Source organism: Pseudarthrobacter sp. HLT1-7 (genome assembly GCF_059383435.1).
Genome location: NZ_JBWZCH010000006.1, coordinates 201,349 through 220,374 on the forward strand (window position 1 = coordinate 201,349; position 19,026 = coordinate 220,374).

Sequence of the window (19,026 nt, forward strand, 5' to 3'; positions counted from 1 at the left end):
GGTCGTTTCGTCCGGCTAACACCACGGATGTTGGCTGGATCGAGGGCGGAAATCTAACATCGTTCTGAGCTTGTGGATCGTACCGACTCAATCACCAAGTCTAGCCAGACGCGTCGTCGGAGAAGGTGACCTGGATTCCGAGCCCGCCTAACATGCCGGTCAGCATGGTCCTGGTATTTTCGGCAGCCTGCTTCCGCAGCTCCGAAGCTTCCGCGGCGGCGGCAAACTTCGACTCAGCGAGTTTGTAGATTGGCGCTTGGTCGGGCGCTTCGATCGCATCGGCGATTCGATCCAACGCGCCTCGATCCTGACTGTGCATATAGGACTGGTCAAGGTCGAGGTTTGGCTTGTCGAGCCTCGGCTCGGGCAGCCGCACTGTCGCCGATTTGCCGTCCGAAGAAAGCGCAATGTCCTTGTCAGCGAGGCCTGCCAGATCCACATAGGCGTTGACGGTGCCCGCAGCGACAAACAACGTCCGTCGTCCGGCGATGATGGGTGGCACCCACGTTTCGTCGCTCTTGTCGTCGATCACTACCTCAAAGTGGCCGACCGCGGCGTGGTACTGGCTGAGTTTCTGGATGGACTTCAGCATCGCGGGACGGTCCCGGTCGGCCTGGCTTACCCGGAACGGGCTGAACCCAAGAACGTTTGCTACACCGAGTCCGACCAGCGCCAGGACCACCGCCCCAGCCACCGCGATTGCGATTCGCTTGATCATAAAATCCCCTCCGGGCGTTGAGATGGTTTGGGTTTCTTTCCAAACACGCCTGACCCATCGAAGCCGCGGATGACCAGCTCGCCGGCAATCCCGATGCCGATAAGCGCAAGTAGATTGCCATTCCGGGCCGAGCTGGCTGCGATGTAGGAGTTTTGGGACGCTTCAATCGCGGCGATGTCGTTTGCGTACCAGCCGTTGGCGACGCTCTGCTGCGGCGCGCCCTTCGTATCTCCGGCGGTGAGTTCATTTTTGACGGCAGCTGCAGCCAGTTCCGACTTCCAGTCCGAAGGGCTGCTGCCGCTGTGAAATGCGGGGTTGTTGGCGGCCCACGTCGTGACGAGTAGGAGGGTCACGATTGCACCGAGAATGACGCGGGCGAGGTTGGCCGCTCCGATTCTGGCTAGTTTTCGCTGTTTTGACTGGAGCTGCGGTGCGTGGTCCGGCGCAGGCGGTAGTTCAGTAGCCGCGTCGGTGGATGCTTGGTACGTAGTCATTTCCCCGTTTTTCATATTGTTGTTGCAACCGCCTGATGGCGGAAATCTCTTCGTTAGTGCCGCGCCTCGGCAAACCTCGGCGCCATGGACTCCATCTGCTCCATGACCAGTTTGATGGCTTCGGGCTGCTTGTCCGGCGGGTAGCCGAAGCGGACCAGGAGCCGCTTGATCGAGGAGCGCAGCTTGGCGCGGACGTCGTCGCGGACGGTCCAGTCGGTGCGCACGTCGCGGCGCATTACGGACACCAGTTCGCGGGCGATATCAGCCAGGATGCCTTCCCCCTGGACTTCCACCGCGGATTCGTTCAAAGCGACGGCATCGTAGAACGCCAGTTCATCCGAGTTCAGCGGGGGAGTGAACCGAGCTCCGCGGTTGCCTTCGGCGGCGACTTCACGCGCCAGCTCCACCAGCTCCGCGATTACCTCGGCGGATGTCAGCTGCTGGTTGGTGTACTTCTTCATCAGTTCGGTGATCCGCTCGGAGAAGGCACGCTGGCGGATCACGTTGTTCCGCGTCGTTGCGGCGGACTCGTCGGCGATGAGCTTCCGCAAGGCCTCGATGGCCAGCTGCGGGTTCCGTGCCTGCTGGGTTTTGGCAATGAACTCCGGCGTCAGGTCATCCAGGGAAGGCTTGGGCATGCCGGCGGCCTCGTAGATATCCAGCACCTCGCCGGAGGACGTCGCGGAAGCGATCAATGCGCCCAGCAGCCGCTGGATCTCCTCCGGCACCGGTTCGCCGCTGGCCTGCCGGTCGGCGGCGTCGAACTTGGCCATGTACACCCGGGTCTCTTCGTAGACCTGGATCTCCGGCCGCAGCTCCGCCAGTGTCTCGGACCCCGAACACAGCGCCCAGGCACGGGAAAGCTGGCTGGAAAACCGCCGGTACTTCGAGGCCAGCGTCTCCTCGCCAGTGGCCGGCTGGTTCCCCGGCGTCTCCGGGCTGCGCAGGTAGTTCGCGGAACCCGTCGCAGCGGACACAAACGCCTTCGGGCCGCCCTTCATCAGAACGTCCCGCCAGTCGTAGCCAGCGAGGAGGCCGCGCAGGGATTCCACCAGACCGAGTGCAGCCACTACGGCTTCGTCGATGTTCTTACCCACCGGCTTGTTCGCCCTGTCGCCCTTGGTGTATTCGCCCAGTGCTTTGGCCAGGTTCTCCGCCAGCGGCGCATACGCCACCAGCAGCCCGTCCTTCTTGCCGCGGAAGGTCCGGTTCACACGTGCAAGCGTTTGCATCAGCAGCGCGCCCTTGAGCGGCCGGTCCAGGTACAGGGTGTGCAGGGGCGGGGAGTCGTAGCCGGTGAGCATCATGTCCTTGACGATCACCAGTTCCAGCTCGTCGTCCACGTCCTTGAGCCGCTCCTTCACCACGGCGTTCAACGAGTCGCGGCGCACATGGTCGGAGACCGGCGGGACGTCGGACGCGGTGCCGGAGTAGACCACCTTGATCTTGCCTTTGGCGAGGTCATCGGAATGCCAGTCGGGCCGCAGCTCCACGATCGCCGTGTACAGCTTCGCGCAGATTTCCCGCGTCCCGCCCACGACCATCGCCTTGCCCGGCGCCTCGATGAACTTGCCCATCCGTGCCCTGCGGTTCTCCCAGTGCGCCACCAGGTCGGCGGCCAGCGCAGCGATCCGCTGCGGCGCTCCGTAGACAGCGTTCACGACGGCGACACTCGCCTCGACGCGCGCCCGCTCGGTGTCGTCCAGGCCCAGGGTGGCCTCGTCGGCGAGCACCCCTGCGCCGCTGATTCGACTCCGGCCCCACAGCAACGCCTCAGGCCTCCGCTGAGAGGCGCCGTAGGGCTCGGATGTGGATCATTTCCTGTAGACCTCGCGCCGGTGGGCGACGCGCACGACGGTGACGGTCAGAATGTTGTCCTCGATCTCGTAGAGCACGCGGAAATCTCCGATCCGGATCCGCCAGGCGTGTTGTTCGCCGGCGAGCTTCTTGCATCCTTTGGGGCGCGGGTCAGTTTCGAGTTCCGCGATTGAGCTCAGGATCCTCCTTCGCGCTCCCGAGTCCAGCTTGCGGATCTCCTTGGCGGCTCCAGTGGTGAAATCGACCGAATAGCCCACGCCTAGAGTTCGGCCTGCAGTTCGGCTAGACCCTCACGGCCGCCGTCATCCTCGGCTTTGGCTGCGCGGTATTCGGCCAAGTCCACAGCATCTTCGAGTTCCTCAAGGCGCGCATAGTCTTCCACTCCGATCAGGACAGCCACCGGCTTGCCATGACGGGTGATCTGAACGCGTTCGTGCCCGTAATTCGCCCTGTTGACGACGTCGGGCAAGTGTTCGCGCAAGGCCCCGATGGTGACAGAGTTCGGGTTCGGTTCCATGTCTGTAGATTACTCTTTTCCTCTCGTTTTGTACATAATTAGCAAAATGCAAGAATCATACACATAACAAGTTGCTCGGGCTCGTAGTCTCCGAGTGGTCGTATCGTGCCGCCGCCGGGACATCCGCGGCACTCGGCGAAGCCGATCCCGGCGCGTGCGCTATGGGACTGTCTTGGAAGCGGCGATGGCGCGGTCCACGGCATCAACGTCCAGAAGTTCGGGATCGTAAGGCAGCAGCGCACCAAACGCGGTTGTCGGGATCGCTGAGTTTCTGGATGAGGGCTATGTGGTGGTAGCAGGGCAATTGTGAAAGCGGCGCTTTCACAATTGCCTGCTCATTCCATGTGGCTGCCAGCGCACGCATGAACATGAGATTTCGGGGCGAGAGCCCTTTGGATTGAGGAAACCGTTCCCGAAGGTCTGCGGCAAGGCGGCTGGTCACCTTCGCACCCCAGGCTTCCGCTCCTTGGCGATTGAGGATGTCGCGGCCGATAGCCCAATATGTGGCACGTGTTCTTGATTGGCGGCCGCTACGGCGCGGGCTCGACCCAGCTCAACCCGCTGGGAGACGCTGCCGAGTAACTGCTGATACCACTCCGGCATGGCGCTCTTCGCTGGCGTTTCGGGGAAGGACGCACCCCGGCGTGCTTGCGTGTTCCGGGTCTGATGCCCATCTTGTTGGATTCTGTTGGGATCGGTTTACTTGGCGTGGACGTGACAGGTCCCCTCCGCGGTCTTCGGTCTGGATACCTCGACGCTACCGAAGGGGTACGACGCTGAGGCAGAACACGGCTGGCCAACGAAGGTGGAAAGCGGCGCTTGCCACACTTTGCCATTCTTCGACGGCAATGTTGCAACGCGTTGCACAGATGCCTCGGCGCTACTTGCCGTCACACGCCGACCCTGGCCAGAACGGATTCGGCATCTCTGACGTGGAGCTTGCCCGACATGAGCCTGGGGAGGAGCGCGTCGCGCGTGGCTGCGAGATGGGCGTTCTCTTCCTCCACACCGTGGATAACAGCGATTATGGGCCGGTATCGAGCTGCGAAATCAGTTGCTGCGGGGGCGTCGGGATCTTAACTTCTCTTTTCATGTTGGGCAGGAGGTGTGCAACAGCGGATCCTACAGTGGGACACTTCTGCCTCATCGACCGGCTCGTCACCCAAGTCGAACGGGTCATGAAAACCAACGAGCTCAGCACCATCACCGATGACGACATTGAGGCCGCACACTCAACCCTCGTCATTGGAATCAGCTAAAACCGCCAAATCGAGCTGTGAAAAAACCGCCATTCTGAACTAACAATTACCCAAACCGGACCAGGAGCCGTTTGATCGAGGAACGCAGCTTGGCCCGGACGTCATCGCGGACGGTCAAGTCTGTGCGCACATCGCGCCGCATCACGGAGACGAGTTCGCGGGCGGTGTCAGCCAGGACCCGCGGGGCATAACGGTCAAGGCGATGTTGCAGACGCCGTCTGCAACATCGGCACGCGCCTCAATAAAACTTGTGCAGCGGACTGCTGCACGATTCAATTCGACCTAGGTTTTGCCACATGACCGGTGGCCAATGTCGGACGCCCAGGCCGTGGGCGGCCGCCAACTGCTGCAACTGCCCCCTGCAAATGATGGAACGGCTTCGCGACGGGCCAATTTTGCAAGTGCCGCTCGCAAGATTGAGAAAGGGCCTGTCCAAATTGTGCAAGCGGCGCTTGCACAATTGGCATCCCTCTTCTTGGCTAGTTGTGCAGCGCGTTGCACAACTACACGCCGGCCTTCTCCAACAGATTCTCAGCGTGTGTCTTCGGCACCTGCAGCGCCCGCTCCGACGGTAGCTGCCGGACCCGCCGTCGGCGCTCCGTTCAGCGTCAAGATGGGCAACGGCGACGTCGCGGAGATCACGATTGTCTCGGCTGTTCTGAAAGACGCGAATGGGCGCAAAGCCGATCTGAGCCTCTTCGCGGACAAGCAGCTGGCCTCGGGCAACATTCTGCCGGGTGACAAGGCGCGGGGATTCATTGCCTTCGACATCGTCCCCGGTGCGTCAATAGTAATGATCTCCACGCCGCTGATGCAGGAAGCCGCACGGATCCAGATCCCGGCGTAGCCGAGTTCTGGTTTTGGTCCTCTGAAGGTTGAGCTAGGAAGCGGGATCGGAGGTGTGTTTCGCCGGATGGGAGCCGGCGACTTCGGCGCGGACGTCGTCCCCTTCGTGACCGCCCTTCCTTTTGCCGAACGGCAGCACTTTCAGCAGCGGGCCCACGATAGCCATGACGACGAGGCCCCAAGCGAGTCCGAGGACGGCCGAGCACAGGGTGTTCACGAGCCAGGCCAGGAAGCCGCCCGCCACGGGGATCCCTGTGAAAGGGGCTTCGAGGACATGGACAAGGTCATACGGCACGTGCCAGCCGAGATCGTACGCCCCCTGCAGCATGATGTGGCCACCGACCCAAAGCATGGCGATCGTCCCGACGAGGGTTATTGCGGCGAGCACTGAGGGCATCCCCTTGACGAGCAGCTCGCCAAAGCGCTGGGAGCCCGCGGAGTCCTTAGAGGCCAAGTGCAGGCCGAAGTCGTCCATCTTGACAATGAGTGCGACGGCACCGTAAACGAGCACCGTGATCAGGACCGCGACGACGGCCAGGATGATCGCCCGGACCAACAAAGACTCATCGGTCACCTCGTTCAACGAGATAACCATAATCTCGCAGGACAGGATGAAGTCGGTGGTGATGGCGCCCTTGGTGACCTTAGCCTCCGCCTCCGGACCCCGTTCGACCGCCGGCGCCTCTTCGTCCGCGTGCTGGCCGCGGAACTTGTGCCAGACTTTTTCGGCGCCCTCGTAGCAGAGGTAGGTGCCGCCGAGCATAAGGATGAACGGGATGGCACCCGGGACGAAGGCGCTGACGAGCAGCAGTGCCGGCAGGATGATCAGCAGCTTGTTCCGGAGCGAGCCCCAGAAGATCCGCTTGATCATCGGCAGTTCGCGGGACGGGTCCGCCCCCGACACGTACTGCGGGGTAACGGCGGCGTCGTCGATCACCACACCGGCGGCCTTGGCTCCCGCCTTCGCTGCTCCGGCAGCGACGTCGTCCACCGAGGCGGCGGCTATGCGGACCAGAGCTGCGACGTCATCCAGCAGGGCGACGAGACCGCCGCTCACAGACCGCTCCCGCACTGCTTGAGCGGGGACTGCAGGGCATGGAGGCCTCGATTGAGGCGCGTGATCGGCATGCTCAAATTATACAGTCAGCCGAAGCGGGTGACGCCCGTGGCCTCGACTATCCCCGAGAAGGACCGATCCTCCTAAGGTCTTCCTTCAGCGTTCTAATAGGTACTCTTCATTGCCGGGGATCACCGGCTGCGCGGCGGGCCTGAAGGTGTTGTCGCAGGACCGGTAGACCCGCGCAGTACAAGGTCTGACGAGAGAACTACCGGCGAGCGGCTGGAGTGTTCGCCGGCCATGTCGGCAGCGAGGGCATGGACGGCAGCGTGCGCAATGGCGGCGGCAGGCTGGCGGAGTGTTGTCAGCGGCGGATTGGTGAGGGCCATCAGCGTGGAGTCATCGAAGCCGACGATTGACACGTCCTCGGGCACACGCAGCCCCCTGGCCCGCGCTGCGCGGATGGCTCCCAGCGCCATCACGTCCGAACCACACACAATCGCCGTGTGGCCGGAGTCGAGGAGTTCATTGGCCGCGCTCTGGCCGCCTTCCACCGTGAACATGCTGGTTGCCGTATGGGGTTCAGGGTTGTCAATATCCAGGAACTCGGCGAGTGCGATGCGGAATCCGGCCAGCTTCTGCCGGCTGGGAATGAAGCGGTGCGGGCCGATTGCCAGCCCCACGTTCCGGTGCCCTAGGCTGGCGAGATGCTGGACCGCGGTGCGGATCGCGCCGGCGTCGTCATTGGACACCGAGGCTGCCCCAAGTTCCGGGCGGGGGCCGTTAACCAAGACGTAGGGGATGCCCCGCCCGCGCAAACGGTGGTAACGCTCCAGGCTGGCCTGGCCATCGGCGTGGGCGCTGCAGATGAAAATGATGCCGGATGCCCCCTGCGCCACGAGCATCTCGATGTACTCGTCCTCTGTGCGTCCTCCGCCCGGCAAGGCACAGATCACGGGCATGAAGTCCTCCTGGGAGAGAAGGGAGACCACAGCCTGGGCGATGGCCGGAAAGATCGGATTGGTCAGGTCCGGGACGATGATCCCCACTTGCCCCCTGGTGGCGCTGCGGGCGCGGTCCGGGCGCTCGTAGCCCAGGTCGTCCATTGCAGCGAGGACTGCCTGGCGCACCTCCCGTGAAACCCCCTTTCGGCCGTTGACCACCCGGGACACAGTGGCGATGCTGACGCCGACCTTCCGTGCAAGGTCTTCCAGTTTTGGACGTTCGGCTGCGGCAGGTTCCGCCCCGCCCCGGGTCATGCTCATGTTGCTCCTTCGCCGGAACAGCTGTCCGGAAGCTATGGTGCTTCCCAGTGTACGGAATAACAGATGATCAAAACATGAAAAAAAAGCGTGAAATTTTCAGCAAATCATTGACGTGCGCGAGAAAGGGGACCTAGGCTCTTGGATACCCCCGCCCCTCACCGCTGCCGGCCGGGGCGTATTCAAGGAAGGTCTTCCATGACTCACCGCTCCACACTTCTCGGGCCCCCAGCTGCCCTCAACAGAAAACTCGTGGCCGCCCTGGTGGCAGCCTGCGCCACTCCCTTGGCATTGGGAGGGCTGGCCCTCCCCGCGTTTGCAGACCACACCGCCGCGCCCCAGGCCGTGGTGCTCGTCGGCTCGCTGCAATCCGAAATCGGCTGCGCAAAAGACTGGCAGCCGGACTGCGCAGCCAGCAAGCTGCAACCCGTGGAGGGCTCCGCATCGCTCTACCGCGCCACGTTCGATATCCCCGCGGGCACCTACGGCATGAAGGTCGCCCTCAACAATTCGTGGGATGAAAACTACGGTGCAGGCGGAGCAGCCGGGGGTGGCGACGTCGTGCTCAATGCCCCCGGCGGGCCCGTAACTTTCACCTACGACCACGCCAGCCACACTCTCAGTGACGACGTCCCTGATGCGCCCGCGGCTGAGGCAGGATCACACTGGCTGTCGGCGGACACCATCGCCTGGCAGGCGCCTGCGGCCGAAGGCACCACCTACCGGCTTTACAGTGCCCCCGATGGCGGCATGGCCGTGGCCGACGGACGGGTCACCGGCGGAAGCTACACAGCGCTGGAAAAGGCCGGCGAGGCGCTGGACGCCGGTCTGGCAGCCAAGTATCCCCATCTGGGGGACTTCGCCGCCTTTCGGCTGGCGGAAGGTGACAGCCTGCGCGCCGGAGAATTGCTCAAGGGTCAGTTGATCGTCGCCGCTGTCGGGGCGGACGGCAAGGTCACAGCCGCCACCGGAGTCCAGGTCCCCGGGGTCCTGGACACGCTTTACCGGGGCGCAGCGGAGCAGGAACTCGGACTGAGGTGGAAGGGTAACCGGCCAGAGCTTTCCGTGTGGGCGCCTACAGCGCGCAGCGTCACCGTCCACACTTACGCTTCCGGTTCAGCCGGCGATCCTGTATCCAGCCGGACTATGGAACCTGGCAAGGACGGCGTCTGGTCCATGACCGGAGACAAAGACTGGAAGGGCGCGTACTACCTGTACGAGGTGGAGGTCTTTGTGCCGGAAACCGGCAAGGTTGAGCGGAACCTGGTCACCGATCCCTACAGTGTGGGCCTCTCCGCCAACTCCGAGCGCAGCCTTTTCGTTGACGTGGAGGACAAATCCATGGCCCCCGCCGGCTGGAAGAAGCTGCAGAAGCCGGCGCTCAGCAAGCCGGAGGACCTCTCCCTCTACGAGCTGCAGGTCCGTGACTTCTCCATCACGGACGAGTCCGTTCCGGAGGCGCACCGCGGCACCTACAAGGCCTTTACCGATTCCGACAGCAACGGCATGCGGCGACTCCGGGAGTTGACTGAGGCCGGGATGAACGCAGTCCACCTGCTGCCAGTCAATGACATCGGCACCATCGAGGAAAGGCGCAGCGACCGGCTCGAACCGGCCTGTGACCTCGCCGCCCTACCCGCAGATTCGGAGGAACAGCAGTCCTGCGTGGGAAAGACCGCGGCTAAGGACGGGTTCAACTGGGGCTACGATCCGCTGCACTACACGGCGCCTGAGGGCTCGTACGCCACCAACCCGGACGGGACAGCCAGGATCACCGAATTCCGCGAGATGGTGGCCGCGCTGAACACCGCCGGAGCGCGCGTCATCCAGGATGTCGTATACAACCACACGTCGAGTGCAGGTCAGTCCGGGAGCAACAACCTTGACCGGATTGTTCCCGGGTACTACCACCGCCTGAACGCGGCCACCGGATCCCTTGAGACATCGACCTGCTGCGCCAATACGGCCACTGAGAACGCGATGATGGGCAAGCTCATGATCGATTCCCTGGTGACACTTGCCAAGACCTACAAGCTGGACGGCTTCCGGTTTGACCTTATGGGCCATCACTCCAAACAGAACTTGTTGGACGTCCGGGCGGCCCTCGACGAGCTGACGCCGGCCAAGGACGGCGTCGACGGCAAGAACATCACCCTGTACGGCGAAGGCTGGAACTTCGGTGAAGTGGCGGACAACGCCCGTTTTGTCCAGGCCACCCAGGCCAACATGGCCGGAACCGGCATCGGCACATTCAACGACCGCCTGCGCGATGCTGTCCGTGGCGGTGGTCCTTTTGATCCTGATCCGCGGGTCCAGGGCTTCGGGTCAGGCCTGTTCACGGACCCCAACAGTTCGCCGGCCAACGGCACCCCGGAACAGCAAAAAACAGCCCTCCTCCTTGCCCAGGACCTGGTCAAGGTAGGCCTGACCGGCAACCTGAAGGACTACTCCTTCGTTGACCGCACCGGAGCCACCGTCACCGGGGCGGACGTGCCGTACAACGGCGCCCCCGCCGGCTACACCAGCGATCCGCAGGAAGCCGTCAGCTACGTCGAGGCCCACGACAATGAGACGCTCTTTGATTCCCTCGCCCTGAAACTGCCGCAGGACACGGTGATGGCTGACCGGACCCGGATGCAGACCCTTTCCCTCAGCACCACGGCCTTCAGCCAGGGCATCTCCTTCTGGCACGCGGGAGGCGAATCGCTGCGCAGCAAGTCACTGGACCGCAACAGTTACGACTCGGGCGACTGGTTCAACATCCTGGACCACACGGACGCCACCAACGGCTTCGGCCGCGGGTTGCCGCCCAAGGCTGACAACGAGGACAAGTACAACTACATGCGCCCGCTGCTTGCGGACCCCGCGCAGAAGCCTGCCTCCGCTGAGATTGCCGAAGCGCGCGGCCGGGCCGCTGAGCTGCTGCAGATCCGCAAGAGCACGCCGTTATTCCACTTGGGGGAAGCCAGCCTGGTGCAGCAGAAGGTGTCCTTCCCTGCCGGCGGCCCCGAACAGGCGCCGGGCGTAGTGGTAATGCGCATCGACGATACCGTGGGCCCGGACGTGGACAAGGACCTGCGCGGGCTGGTGGTGGTGTTCAACGCCGCCGATGAGCCTGTCAGCCAGACTGTTGCCGGGACAACAGGGGCCGCTTATGCCCTGCACCCGGTACAGTCCGGGGGCATCGATCCGGTGGTCAAGAAGGCCACCCACGATTCGGCGACTGGGACCTTCACCGTCCCCGCCCGCACGGTGGCGGTGTTCCAGGTCCGCTAGCGGTGCGCTGCTTGGCGGCCAGGCACCCGGGGTGCGCTCTTGTCGACGACGGCGGACTCGGCTGCCGCGGCGGCCGGACCCAGCCGCCCCGCCAGGACCCGGGCGAGGAACTCCTCAACCACTGCGGCGAACTCGTCGGGCCGTTCGATCTGCGGCATGTGTCCCGTCTTCGGGAAGACGTGCGACTCGGCGCGTGGAAACGCCACGGCGGCCGCCTCCAAGTGGCTGAAGGGAAGGACGTGGTCGTGGTCGCCCCAGACCACCAGCGTCGGAATGTCCAAAGGCGCCAAGGCCTCCACCAGAGCGGTCCGCCAGCCGGCCCTGATACCGGAGATCGTGCCGAGATCGCGGGCGATTTCTTCGACTGTTTGACGGTGGGCCGCCCGTTGCGACAAAGCGAAAGCATGACCAACACGGGCTTCGGTCACCAGATCCTTGTCGTAGAAGATCGACTCGACAGTGCGGCGGGAAGCCTTCACATCCGGACGCATGAGCAATGCCGCCAGCGGCCTGACCGTGAGCAGGCGCAGGACCAGTGCAACCTCCTGGCCGAACCCGGCGCTGTTGGCCAAAACGAGGGCTGAGACGCGGCTGGGATTGTCGGCAGCGAACCTCATGGCGACGGCGCCGCCGAGCGAGTTGCCCATCACGGGCAGCGGCCGGTGCACCCCAACGGCGTCGAGGAAGTCGGGCAGGACGGCCGCCAGCTTCGCCAACGTCGCCGGCCCGGAGAGGCGCTCGGAGTACGCGAAGCCGGGCAGGTCAACGCTGTAGACGGTGTGGCGTGCCGAGAGACGTTCGTGCTGATCGTTCCAGTCCTCCAGGCTCTGGCCAATGCCGTGCAGGAGCAGCACGGGATCTCCACTGCCGGTTTTCCGGTAGCGCAACCGCGTGCCGCCGGCGTCGACGTGCCCTGTCCCGGGGAGGGAAAGCGGGTCCTGGGCCGCCGCCGAAGTTTCGGGCTCCGGCGCGGCCACCTGCTGCCCGCGGCGACCGAAGCGGACGTGGTCCGTCAGCCTGCCGGCTCTGAGCAGGGCGAAGTCGCGCACATAGTTCTGGTGCAGCCGCCACGGCGAGCCGGCGCCCTGCCTGGGCAGGTGCTCGGCGTCGCGGAGGATGTAGCCGGCCTTCAGATCGATCAGGGACGTCAGCCCAGCGTCCGTCACGCCGGCGGGAGCTTTGGGTGCCACCCATTGCAGGTCCCGGCGGTCGAGGTGCTTCAGCAGCCGGCAGATGTAGCCGGCCACCAGGTCCGCTTTGAGGGTCCAGGACGCATTGGTGTAGCCGATGGTGAGCGCAAAGTTGGGGACGCCGTCGAGCATCATGCCCTTGTACGTCAGGGTCTTGCCGACGTCCACCGGCCCGCCGTCCACGGTCAGCGTCATGCCGCCGATCACCAGCAGGTTCAGTCCCGTCGCTGTGACAATCACGTCGGCCGGAATCGACCCGCCCGAGACCAGGTCGATCCCCTCCGGGGTGATCCGCGAGATCCTGTCGGTCACGATCTCCGCAGTGCCCGCGCTGATGGCGCGGTAAAGGTCGCCATTGGGGATCGCACAGACCCTCTGGTCCCACGGCTGATACGACGGGGCCAGGTGCGTGTCCACCGCAAAGCCCGCCGGCAGCTTGGCGACGGCCGACTTACGGAGGATCGCCTTCATCGTCTCCGGCCGGCGTCGGCTGAGCTGGTAGGTGAACATCGAAAAGAGAATGTTCTTGGCCCGCACGACGCCGTACGCCAGTTGGGCGGGCACCTTGCCCCGGAGGCGGTCCGCCAGGTGGTCGCGGGACGGGACGGGCGCGATGTAGCTGGGGGAGCGCTGCAGCATGGTGACTTTGGCAGCCGACTTTGCCATCGACGGCACGAGTGTCACCGCGGTGGCCCCGCTTCCGATGATCACCACCTGTTTGCCGTCGTAGTCGAGGCCGGCAGGCCAGTGCTGCGGGTGGACGATCGAACCGGAGAAAGTGTCGGCACCCGCGATGGCCGGGGTAAAGCCTTCGTCATAGCGGTAGTAGCCCGAGCAGACGGACAGGAATGAGCAGGTAAATGTGACTGGTTTGGCGGTCGACGCCGGATCGTCCTGCCGGTATTCGCCGCCGGCCGTGCGGGCGGCCGTGACCGTCCACAGCGCGGTGTCGCTGGACCATTCGGCCGATACCACCCGGTGGTTCAGCCGGATCCGCGGTGCCAGGCCCTCGTCCGCGACCGTCGCCTCGATGTAGTCCCGGATTGAGTCGCCGTCGGCGATGGCCTTGGCTCCGGCCCAGGGCCGGAAGGAGTAGCCGAGCGTGAACATGTCGCTGTCCGAGCGGACGCCCGGGTACCGGAAAAGATCCCAGGTGCCTCCGACCGCACCGCGGGACTCCAGGATTGTAAAAGTCTTTCCGGGTACCTCGCGTTTCAGCCGGCTGGCGAAACCTATGCCGCTCAGCCCGGCTCCAACAATCAACACATCCACGTGTTCGCTCATGAAGCCAAGCTATCGACATAAAGTTGACAGAGTCAACACTGTGTCGAGAACCCGGGCTAGGATGGGCGCATGGCTCAACGAGGAAGACGTAGCGCACGGATCTCGGGGGATGAGCGCCAGGACGCAATCCTCGTCACGGCCGAGGCGCTCCTCGGCGAGCGGGGCTTTGATGACATTTCGATCGAGGATCTGGCCCGCGGCGCCGGCATCTCCCGCCCCACCTTCTATTTCTACTTCTCGTCCAAAGACGGGGTGCTGCTGGCGCTCCTGGAGCGTGTTATCACCGAGGTGGAACACCGGGTGGGCCAGCTTCCGCGGGATTTTGACAGTGATCCCGCGGGAGCCTGGACCCGGTCCATCGGCGTGTTCGTCGAGGTGTTCACGTCCCACCGCGGCGTCGCCACCGCCGCGATCGCTGGATGCTCCCGTAACGAGGAGGTGCGGAAGCTATGGTCCAAGTCGATGCAGTCCTGGGCCGACTTCTCGACCGACGTGATTACGTCAGAGCAAGCCCGGGGCGCCGCTCCCGGGGGCATTGACGCCCACGACCTCGCAGTAAGCCTCAACCTGATGAACGAGCGGGTGATCACCGCGGTCCTCAACCAGGAGAGTCCCGCCATCGCAGAGTCCCGGGCCCTGGACGTGTTATCGACCATCTGGGTCCGCAGTATCTACGGATCCGTCCAACCGGTCAGCCCGTAACGCCCGCCTCGAAAGGAAGAACCCGAATGCCCCACATCAAGACGCTGACCGTGCTCGGTACCGGAGTGCTCGGCTCACAAATCGCCTACCAGGCCGCGTTCCACGGATTTGCCGTCACGGCCTATGACATTGACGACGCGGCCCTGGATAGGGCCCGGGCCCGCTTCGCGCATCTCGCCGGCATCTACCGGGCCCAGGTCACCGGCGCCACGGAGAGCCAGGCCGAGGCCGCCCTTGACAAGCTGAGCCTCAGCGCTGACCTCGCGGCCGCCGTCGCCGACGCAGACCTGGTGATTGAGGCCGTTCCCGAACTGCTTGAGCTCAAGCGGGACATATACCGCAAGCTCGCGGACCTGGCCCCCGCCAGGACCATCTTCGCCACGAACTCTTCGACCCTGCTGCCCAGCGACCTCAAGGATTCCACCGGCCGTCCAGACCGTTTCCTTGCCATCCACTACGCCAACAACATTTGGGCGCAGAACATCGCCGAGGTGATGGGCACCGCCGAAACCGATCCGGCCGTGTTCGACGCCGTCGTCGAGTTCGCCCGGAACAGCGGGCTGGAGCCGATCGAGATCAAGAAGGAGAAAGCCGGCTATGTCCTGAACTCGCTTCTGGTCCCGCTCCTGAATGCGGCCGCCGGCCTGCTGTTGCAGGGCGTCGCCAGCCCGGAAACGATCGACAAGACCTGGCGCATTGCCACCGGGGCGCCGAGCGGACCGTTTCAGATCTTCGACGTCGTTGGCCTGGGTACCGCGTACAACATCTCCGCGTCCTCCCCAGACGCAGGGTCCCGGGCATTCGCCCAGTATCTGAAGGAGAACTACATCGACCAGGGCAAGCTCGGCGTCGCGACGGGCGAGGGCTTCTACACCTACTGAGTCCGCCGAGTGTCGCCGCGGCGCCCTCGGAGCCGGAACGCCCGGGCTTCCGCGTCCGTGTTGGCGATCACCCTTGGTCATCGGCGCGACGTTTACAACAAGTAGAGGGCCAGAGCTGGCTGCGCGTCGTTTGTCTACCGCGAAATTCGTTGCCCGCTTTTTCCTCGCCGACAATGACCGCGGCGTTGGGCAACCCTAAAGCCGGAAGGAAATAGTCCGGAAGCCGGCGTCGTCCGTTTCCACGGTGGCGCGGACGGAAGTGTAGTCCTTGATGTGCAGCACACCGTCGGGGAGCGGGCCGGTATTCGGGCCCACTCCCACCGTGCGGATGCCGGCAGCCAGGCCGGCTGCGATCCCGGCAGGCGCATCCTCGAAGATGAGGGCGTCCGCAGGCTCTACCCCCAGCAGTTCGGCCGCCCGCAGATACCCTTCCGGATGCGGCTTGCCATGGGTGATGAGGTCGGCGGTGACGGACGTCGCAGGCATGGCCAGGCCGGCTGCGCCCATACGGATGTCTGCCAGGATCCGGTCGGCCGACGTCACCAGGGCCACAGCGTTGCCGGGAAGAAAACTCAGGAGCTCCGCGGCCCCGGGCAGCGGCAGAATCCCCTCGGTCCGGACACGTTCCATGGCGCCAAGCTCGGCTGCAAGCGCTGTGACGTCCGAACCCGCAGGGGCGAACCGGCGGACAGTGTCGATGGCCTGCACGCCGTGGGAGGTGCGTAGAATCTCGGCAGCGTCGAGGCCGTACCGGGCCGCGAACTCGCTCCATACCTGTTCCACAACGGGCGTGGAATCAACCAGCGTGCCGTCCATGTCAAACAGGACTGCACGGCAGGTGAGGGTGCGTGGAACAGCGGGAGCGGGGATAGCCATCAGCCAATCATGGCCCACCTTGATGCTGGACGGACGAGTGTTACGCGCTGATGCCGCCCCAGCTCTCCCGCGGGTGGCGTGACGCTAAACACCATATGCTGTGACGGCAACCATCGCGAGCACCACGGAACACCAGGGGGACCCATGTCGACCAGCCAGTATGGACCACAAAACGCCTATCAGCACCCGGATCAGCAGCCAGTGACGATGGGGCAGCTGCGCTGGTACATGGAGGGCATGCGGCACGCACGGCTGGCCACGGTGTTCGGCATCCTGGCGATCGTCAGCCTGGGGATCCTGTTCGGGCCGCTGGCGATATCCCAGTCAAAGAAGGCCGAGGCCTTCGGCGTTCCTGCGGCCGAAGGGCGGGTGCTCGGCTGGGTGGGGATCGGCCTGTTTATCCTGTGGGTGGTGTTCTTCATCGCCTACCTGGCTCTGATTTTCACCCTCATCGGAAGCCTCCCGAACTCGGGCATAACTGGCGCGTAGCCGCCTTACCTTAGCTTTGGGGGGACGTGCGTTTCCGGGCCGTGTCGGCCCGGCCGTGTCCGGCGGGCGGGCCCGTGGGTCCCGCCCGCCGGCTTTTCAGCCGAAGTTGGCGACGTAGCTGGGCACCCCGACTGCATCGACGGACACCGGCGCGCCGGTGTCGTTGATGACGTGGTCCAGGGTCCCGGCGCCGAGGTTGACGGTCAGCAGGCCGTGGAGCTTCACACCGGGTGTGACCGGCACCTCAAAGCCCCGCGTGGCGTGGATCGTGGGGTCCACGTTGTTATAGACGTAGCTGCCCCCGCCCCAGAGCTCGTGGGTCTTGACCGAATCGGCAACCTTGTAGCCGGCCCAGCCCAGGACGCCGTCGTGCTGCCAGGCGGCCTGGTTGGGCGCATCGTAAGGCAGCTCGTTCTGGAAGAAGACGGTCCTGCCGTTCTCGCCGTTCCAGATGACGTTGTACTGCTGGTAGTGCTCGACGAAGAGTCCGGTGGCGGTGACGTTGTCGCCGTTGACGATGACGCCGTTCTGTCCGGTGCTGACGGTCCAACCGAAGCTGCCTGGGTTGCCGTGGTCCGCGCGCCAGGCCCAGATGTGGTCCAGGAGGACGTTATCACTGTTGACCTCCAGGCTCACCGTCGCCTTGCCCACATGGGGGCCGCCGATGCGGAAGAACACATCGTGCAGCGTGGTGGGGTTGGCGGGATCACTGGTTTTGCCCGACTTGCCGGATTCGTCAGCCTTCGCGGGCTTGCCGGATTCGTCAGCCTTGGCGGGCTTGTCGGCCTTACCGATGCGCATCAGCGCGGGCGAGTTCACCTCGCCGGCATCGATGGTTACGCCGGCAATGTCGACGCCGGGGACGTCCGCGACAGTCAGCGGCACGGCGCCGTCGACGGCGGTGAGGGTGGCCATGCCGAGTCCGAGCACGACGGTGTTGGCACGCTTGACCTCGATGCTCTGGCCGACGTCGTAGATCCCCGGGGTGAGCAGCAGGTTCTTGCCGCGCGCCAGCTGGGAATTGATGGTCTTGACCGAATCGGTGGGCCTGGCCACGAAGAAGTCAGACAGTGCGATGCTGCGGCCGGCCGTCGGACCGTTTTCCCACGTGGTGCCGGCGGAGTCCTTGCGGACGGCGGGAACAAAGACGCCGTACTGACCCGCCGCGTCAACGGTGAGGTAGGGCTTCTCCCTGCTGACCGGGGTGCTGGCCAGGTTGGTGTAGGGCGGACTCGGGAAGGACTGTGCCGGGGCGCCGTTGACGCCGGAGAAGACCTGGTTCCAGACGCCGTTGGACCAGCCGCCGATGCTGCTGTCACGCACATAATACTGCTGCTGTGAGCCGTTGATGACGGTGCCGGTCTTCGAGTCGGAGATGAAGCCGCCGCTGGCGAACTGCGGCCCGGCGGTGCAGTAGTCCATCAGGGAAAGGTTGCCGCCGGTGATGTTGACCCGCCGCATGGGGGAGGCCTGTGAGGCGGCCCAGAAGTTCGCCGAGCCGCGGCAGCCCTCGAGGCCGGTGACGTTGATGGTCAAGTTGGACAGCGAGCGCCAGAAGTTGTTCAGCGCAATGCAGTTGTCCGCGGTAAGGCACCTGTTGTAGACGTCGACGTGCCCGTTGATGGTGACATCCGTGGGTGAGGCGCCCAGGCCCGCCACCTCGGTGGAGTAGCCCACCTGCACGATCAGGGGCTCGGCCGCGCTGCCGTAGGTGCCGGGCTTGAACAGCAGGGAATAGCGGTTGGAACCCATCTCGTCGTCGACCTGCTGGGCCGCAATGGCAGCGACGGTGGCCTGGATCTCGGCCACAGGCATGCTGGGGTCGAAAATCCGGACGTTGGGACCGAAGCCGGGGTCCGCGGCCTGGGGGCCGGCCGGTGCGGGGGCTTTGGGCGCAGCCGGTGCGGGGGCCGGCGGCTTGGCCGGCACCGAGGCGGCAGCGACGCCACCGCCGCTGCCGATGAGGCCAATGAGGAGGGCGACGGTGCCGGCGATGAGGCGGCCCCGGGCGCGCCGCGGCTGCGGAATCTCGCGCCGGGCGGCCCGTGGCCGAAGGGGGAAGTGGGCTAGCGGCATTGCTGGTCCTGTTCTCTGTGGGGAAGGGCTCCGCGCGTGCGGCGGTGACTTTACGTCCGTACCTTGCGCGCATGGTAGACGGTGCCGGCTGAAGGGCGGGACCCTTGCGCCAGCGCAGTGGGTGTGCCGACGTACGGACTATCGGCACGGAAAATCGGGCTGGATAAACAACGAGAGCCGGTCACGACAACAGTTGTGGGAGCGCTCCCGCATCGGTAGCCTAGCATCGCCCCCGGGCCCCGGCAAGAGTCTGGGCCGGGGGAGAAGTCCGCTCTTGACAA

The 19,026-nt window shown here is 64.7% G+C and carries 16 protein-coding genes and 3 pseudogenes; 6 read left to right on the plus strand and 13 right to left on the minus strand.

From position 1 onward, the window contains the following. Positions 1-100: 100 nt before the first annotated feature. From AC50X6_RS08365 to AC50X6_RS08395, 7 genes and pseudogenes are all read right to left on the minus strand, one after another. Positions 101-718 (minus strand): DUF4230 domain-containing protein, encoded by a 618-nt coding sequence (locus tag AC50X6_RS08365; RefSeq protein ID WP_494965760.1) that lies wholly within the window; start codon positions 716-718, stop codon positions 101-103. Beyond that, positions 715-1,212 (minus strand): hypothetical protein, encoded by a 498-nt coding sequence (locus AC50X6_RS08370; RefSeq protein ID WP_494965761.1) that lies wholly within the window; start codon positions 1,210-1,212, stop codon positions 715-717. The genes AC50X6_RS08365 and AC50X6_RS08370 overlap by 4 nt, the downstream gene beginning before the upstream one ends. Before the next feature lie 53 nt (positions 1,213-1,265). Then, positions 1,266-2,939 (minus strand): annotated as a pseudogene (locus AC50X6_RS08375) (DUF3387 domain-containing protein); the annotation flags it as partial. Between the two features lie 87 nt (positions 2,940-3,026). Continuing rightward, the gene (locus AC50X6_RS08380) at positions 3,027-3,287 is read right to left on the minus strand and encodes a type II toxin-antitoxin system RelE family toxin (RefSeq protein WP_494965762.1); all 261 of its coding nucleotides are present in this window, start codon (positions 3,285-3,287) and stop codon (positions 3,027-3,029) included. A gap of 2 nt (positions 3,288-3,289) precedes the next feature. Beyond that, a complete protein-coding gene (locus AC50X6_RS08385; protein ID WP_494965763.1) occupies positions 3,290-3,547 on the minus strand; it encodes a type II toxin-antitoxin system Phd/YefM family antitoxin in 258 nt (85 codons plus the stop codon). A 202-nt stretch (positions 3,548-3,749) separates the two neighbouring features. Further along, positions 3,750-4,046, minus strand: a pseudogene (locus tag AC50X6_RS08390) (DUF1016 N-terminal domain-containing protein); the annotation flags it as partial. A gap of 391 nt (positions 4,047-4,437) precedes the next feature. Beyond that, positions 4,438-4,554 carry a restriction endonuclease subunit S gene (locus tag AC50X6_RS08395; RefSeq protein ID WP_494965764.1) on the minus strand — a complete coding sequence of 39 codons (117 nt, stop codon included), beginning with the start codon at positions 4,552-4,554 and terminating at the stop codon, positions 4,438-4,440. Positions 4,555-4,674: 120 nt separating this feature from the next. Here AC50X6_RS08395 and AC50X6_RS08400 point away from each other — a divergent pair, with 120 nt between their 5' ends. Continuing rightward, positions 4,675-4,806, plus strand: coding sequence for a hypothetical protein (locus AC50X6_RS08400; protein ID WP_494965765.1), 132 nt, complete (start codon positions 4,675-4,677; stop codon positions 4,804-4,806). A gap of 55 nt (positions 4,807-4,861) precedes the next feature. Here the strand turns inward: AC50X6_RS08400 and AC50X6_RS08405 are convergent. After that, positions 4,862-4,984, minus strand: a pseudogene (locus AC50X6_RS08405) (type I restriction enzyme endonuclease domain-containing protein); the annotation flags it as partial. Between the two features lie 360 nt (positions 4,985-5,344). Here AC50X6_RS08405 and AC50X6_RS08410 point away from each other — a divergent pair. Continuing rightward, positions 5,345-5,653, plus strand: coding sequence for a DUF4352 domain-containing protein (locus AC50X6_RS08410; RefSeq protein ID WP_494965766.1), 309 nt, complete (start codon positions 5,345-5,347; stop codon positions 5,651-5,653). Between the two features lie 33 nt (positions 5,654-5,686). On the opposite strand, the gene AC50X6_RS08415 is transcribed toward AC50X6_RS08410, so the two are convergent. Both AC50X6_RS08415 and AC50X6_RS08420 read right to left on the minus strand, forming a co-directional pair. Continuing rightward, a complete protein-coding gene (locus tag AC50X6_RS08415) occupies positions 5,687-6,709 on the minus strand; it encodes a DUF808 domain-containing protein (protein ID WP_494965767.1) in 1,023 nt (340 codons plus the stop codon). A 191-nt stretch (positions 6,710-6,900) separates the two neighbouring features. Beyond that, on the minus strand, positions 6,901-7,974 hold the full coding sequence (locus AC50X6_RS08420) for a LacI family DNA-binding transcriptional regulator (RefSeq protein ID WP_494965768.1): 1,074 nt from the start codon (positions 7,972-7,974) through the stop codon (positions 6,901-6,903). Positions 7,975-8,169: 195 nt separating this feature from the next. Here AC50X6_RS08420 and pulA point away from each other — a divergent pair, with 195 nt between their 5' ends. Continuing rightward, complete coding sequence (pulA, locus tag AC50X6_RS08425) at positions 8,170-11,247, plus strand: pullulanase-type alpha-1,6-glucosidase (RefSeq protein WP_494965769.1); 3,078 nt, start codon at positions 8,170-8,172, stop codon at positions 11,245-11,247. On the opposite strand, the gene AC50X6_RS08430 is transcribed toward pulA, so the two are convergent. Further along, positions 11,244-13,721 carry an alpha/beta fold hydrolase gene (locus AC50X6_RS08430; protein WP_494965770.1) on the minus strand — a complete coding sequence of 826 codons (2,478 nt, stop codon included), beginning with the start codon at positions 13,719-13,721 and terminating at the stop codon, positions 11,244-11,246. The two genes, pulA and AC50X6_RS08430, sit on opposite strands and share 4 nt — an antisense overlap. Before the next feature lie 69 nt (positions 13,722-13,790). Here AC50X6_RS08430 and AC50X6_RS08435 point away from each other — a divergent pair, with 69 nt between their 5' ends. Continuing rightward, positions 13,791-14,423 (plus strand): TetR/AcrR family transcriptional regulator, encoded by a 633-nt coding sequence (locus tag AC50X6_RS08435; protein WP_494965771.1) that lies wholly within the window; start codon positions 13,791-13,793, stop codon positions 14,421-14,423. A gap of 26 nt (positions 14,424-14,449) precedes the next feature. Further along, positions 14,450-15,304: a 3-hydroxyacyl-CoA dehydrogenase gene (locus AC50X6_RS08440; RefSeq protein WP_494965772.1), complete on the plus strand. Its 855-nt coding sequence runs from the start codon at positions 14,450-14,452 to the stop codon at positions 15,302-15,304. Between the two features lie 195 nt (positions 15,305-15,499). Here AC50X6_RS08440 and AC50X6_RS08445 read toward each other — a convergent pair whose 3' ends face one another. After that, positions 15,500-16,180, minus strand: coding sequence for an HAD-IA family hydrolase (locus tag AC50X6_RS08445; RefSeq protein ID WP_494965773.1), 681 nt, complete (start codon positions 16,178-16,180; stop codon positions 15,500-15,502). A gap of 144 nt (positions 16,181-16,324) precedes the next feature. Between AC50X6_RS08445 and AC50X6_RS08450 the strand changes: the two genes are divergently transcribed. Beyond that, positions 16,325-16,669 (plus strand): hypothetical protein, encoded by a 345-nt coding sequence (locus AC50X6_RS08450; RefSeq protein ID WP_494965774.1) that lies wholly within the window; start codon positions 16,325-16,327, stop codon positions 16,667-16,669. Positions 16,670-16,765: 96 nt separating this feature from the next. On the opposite strand, the gene AC50X6_RS08455 is transcribed toward AC50X6_RS08450, so the two are convergent. After that, positions 16,766-18,745: a pectate lyase-like domain-containing protein gene (locus tag AC50X6_RS08455; RefSeq protein WP_494965775.1), complete on the minus strand. Its 1,980-nt coding sequence runs from the start codon at positions 18,743-18,745 to the stop codon at positions 16,766-16,768. Positions 18,746-19,026 lie beyond the last annotated feature (281 nt).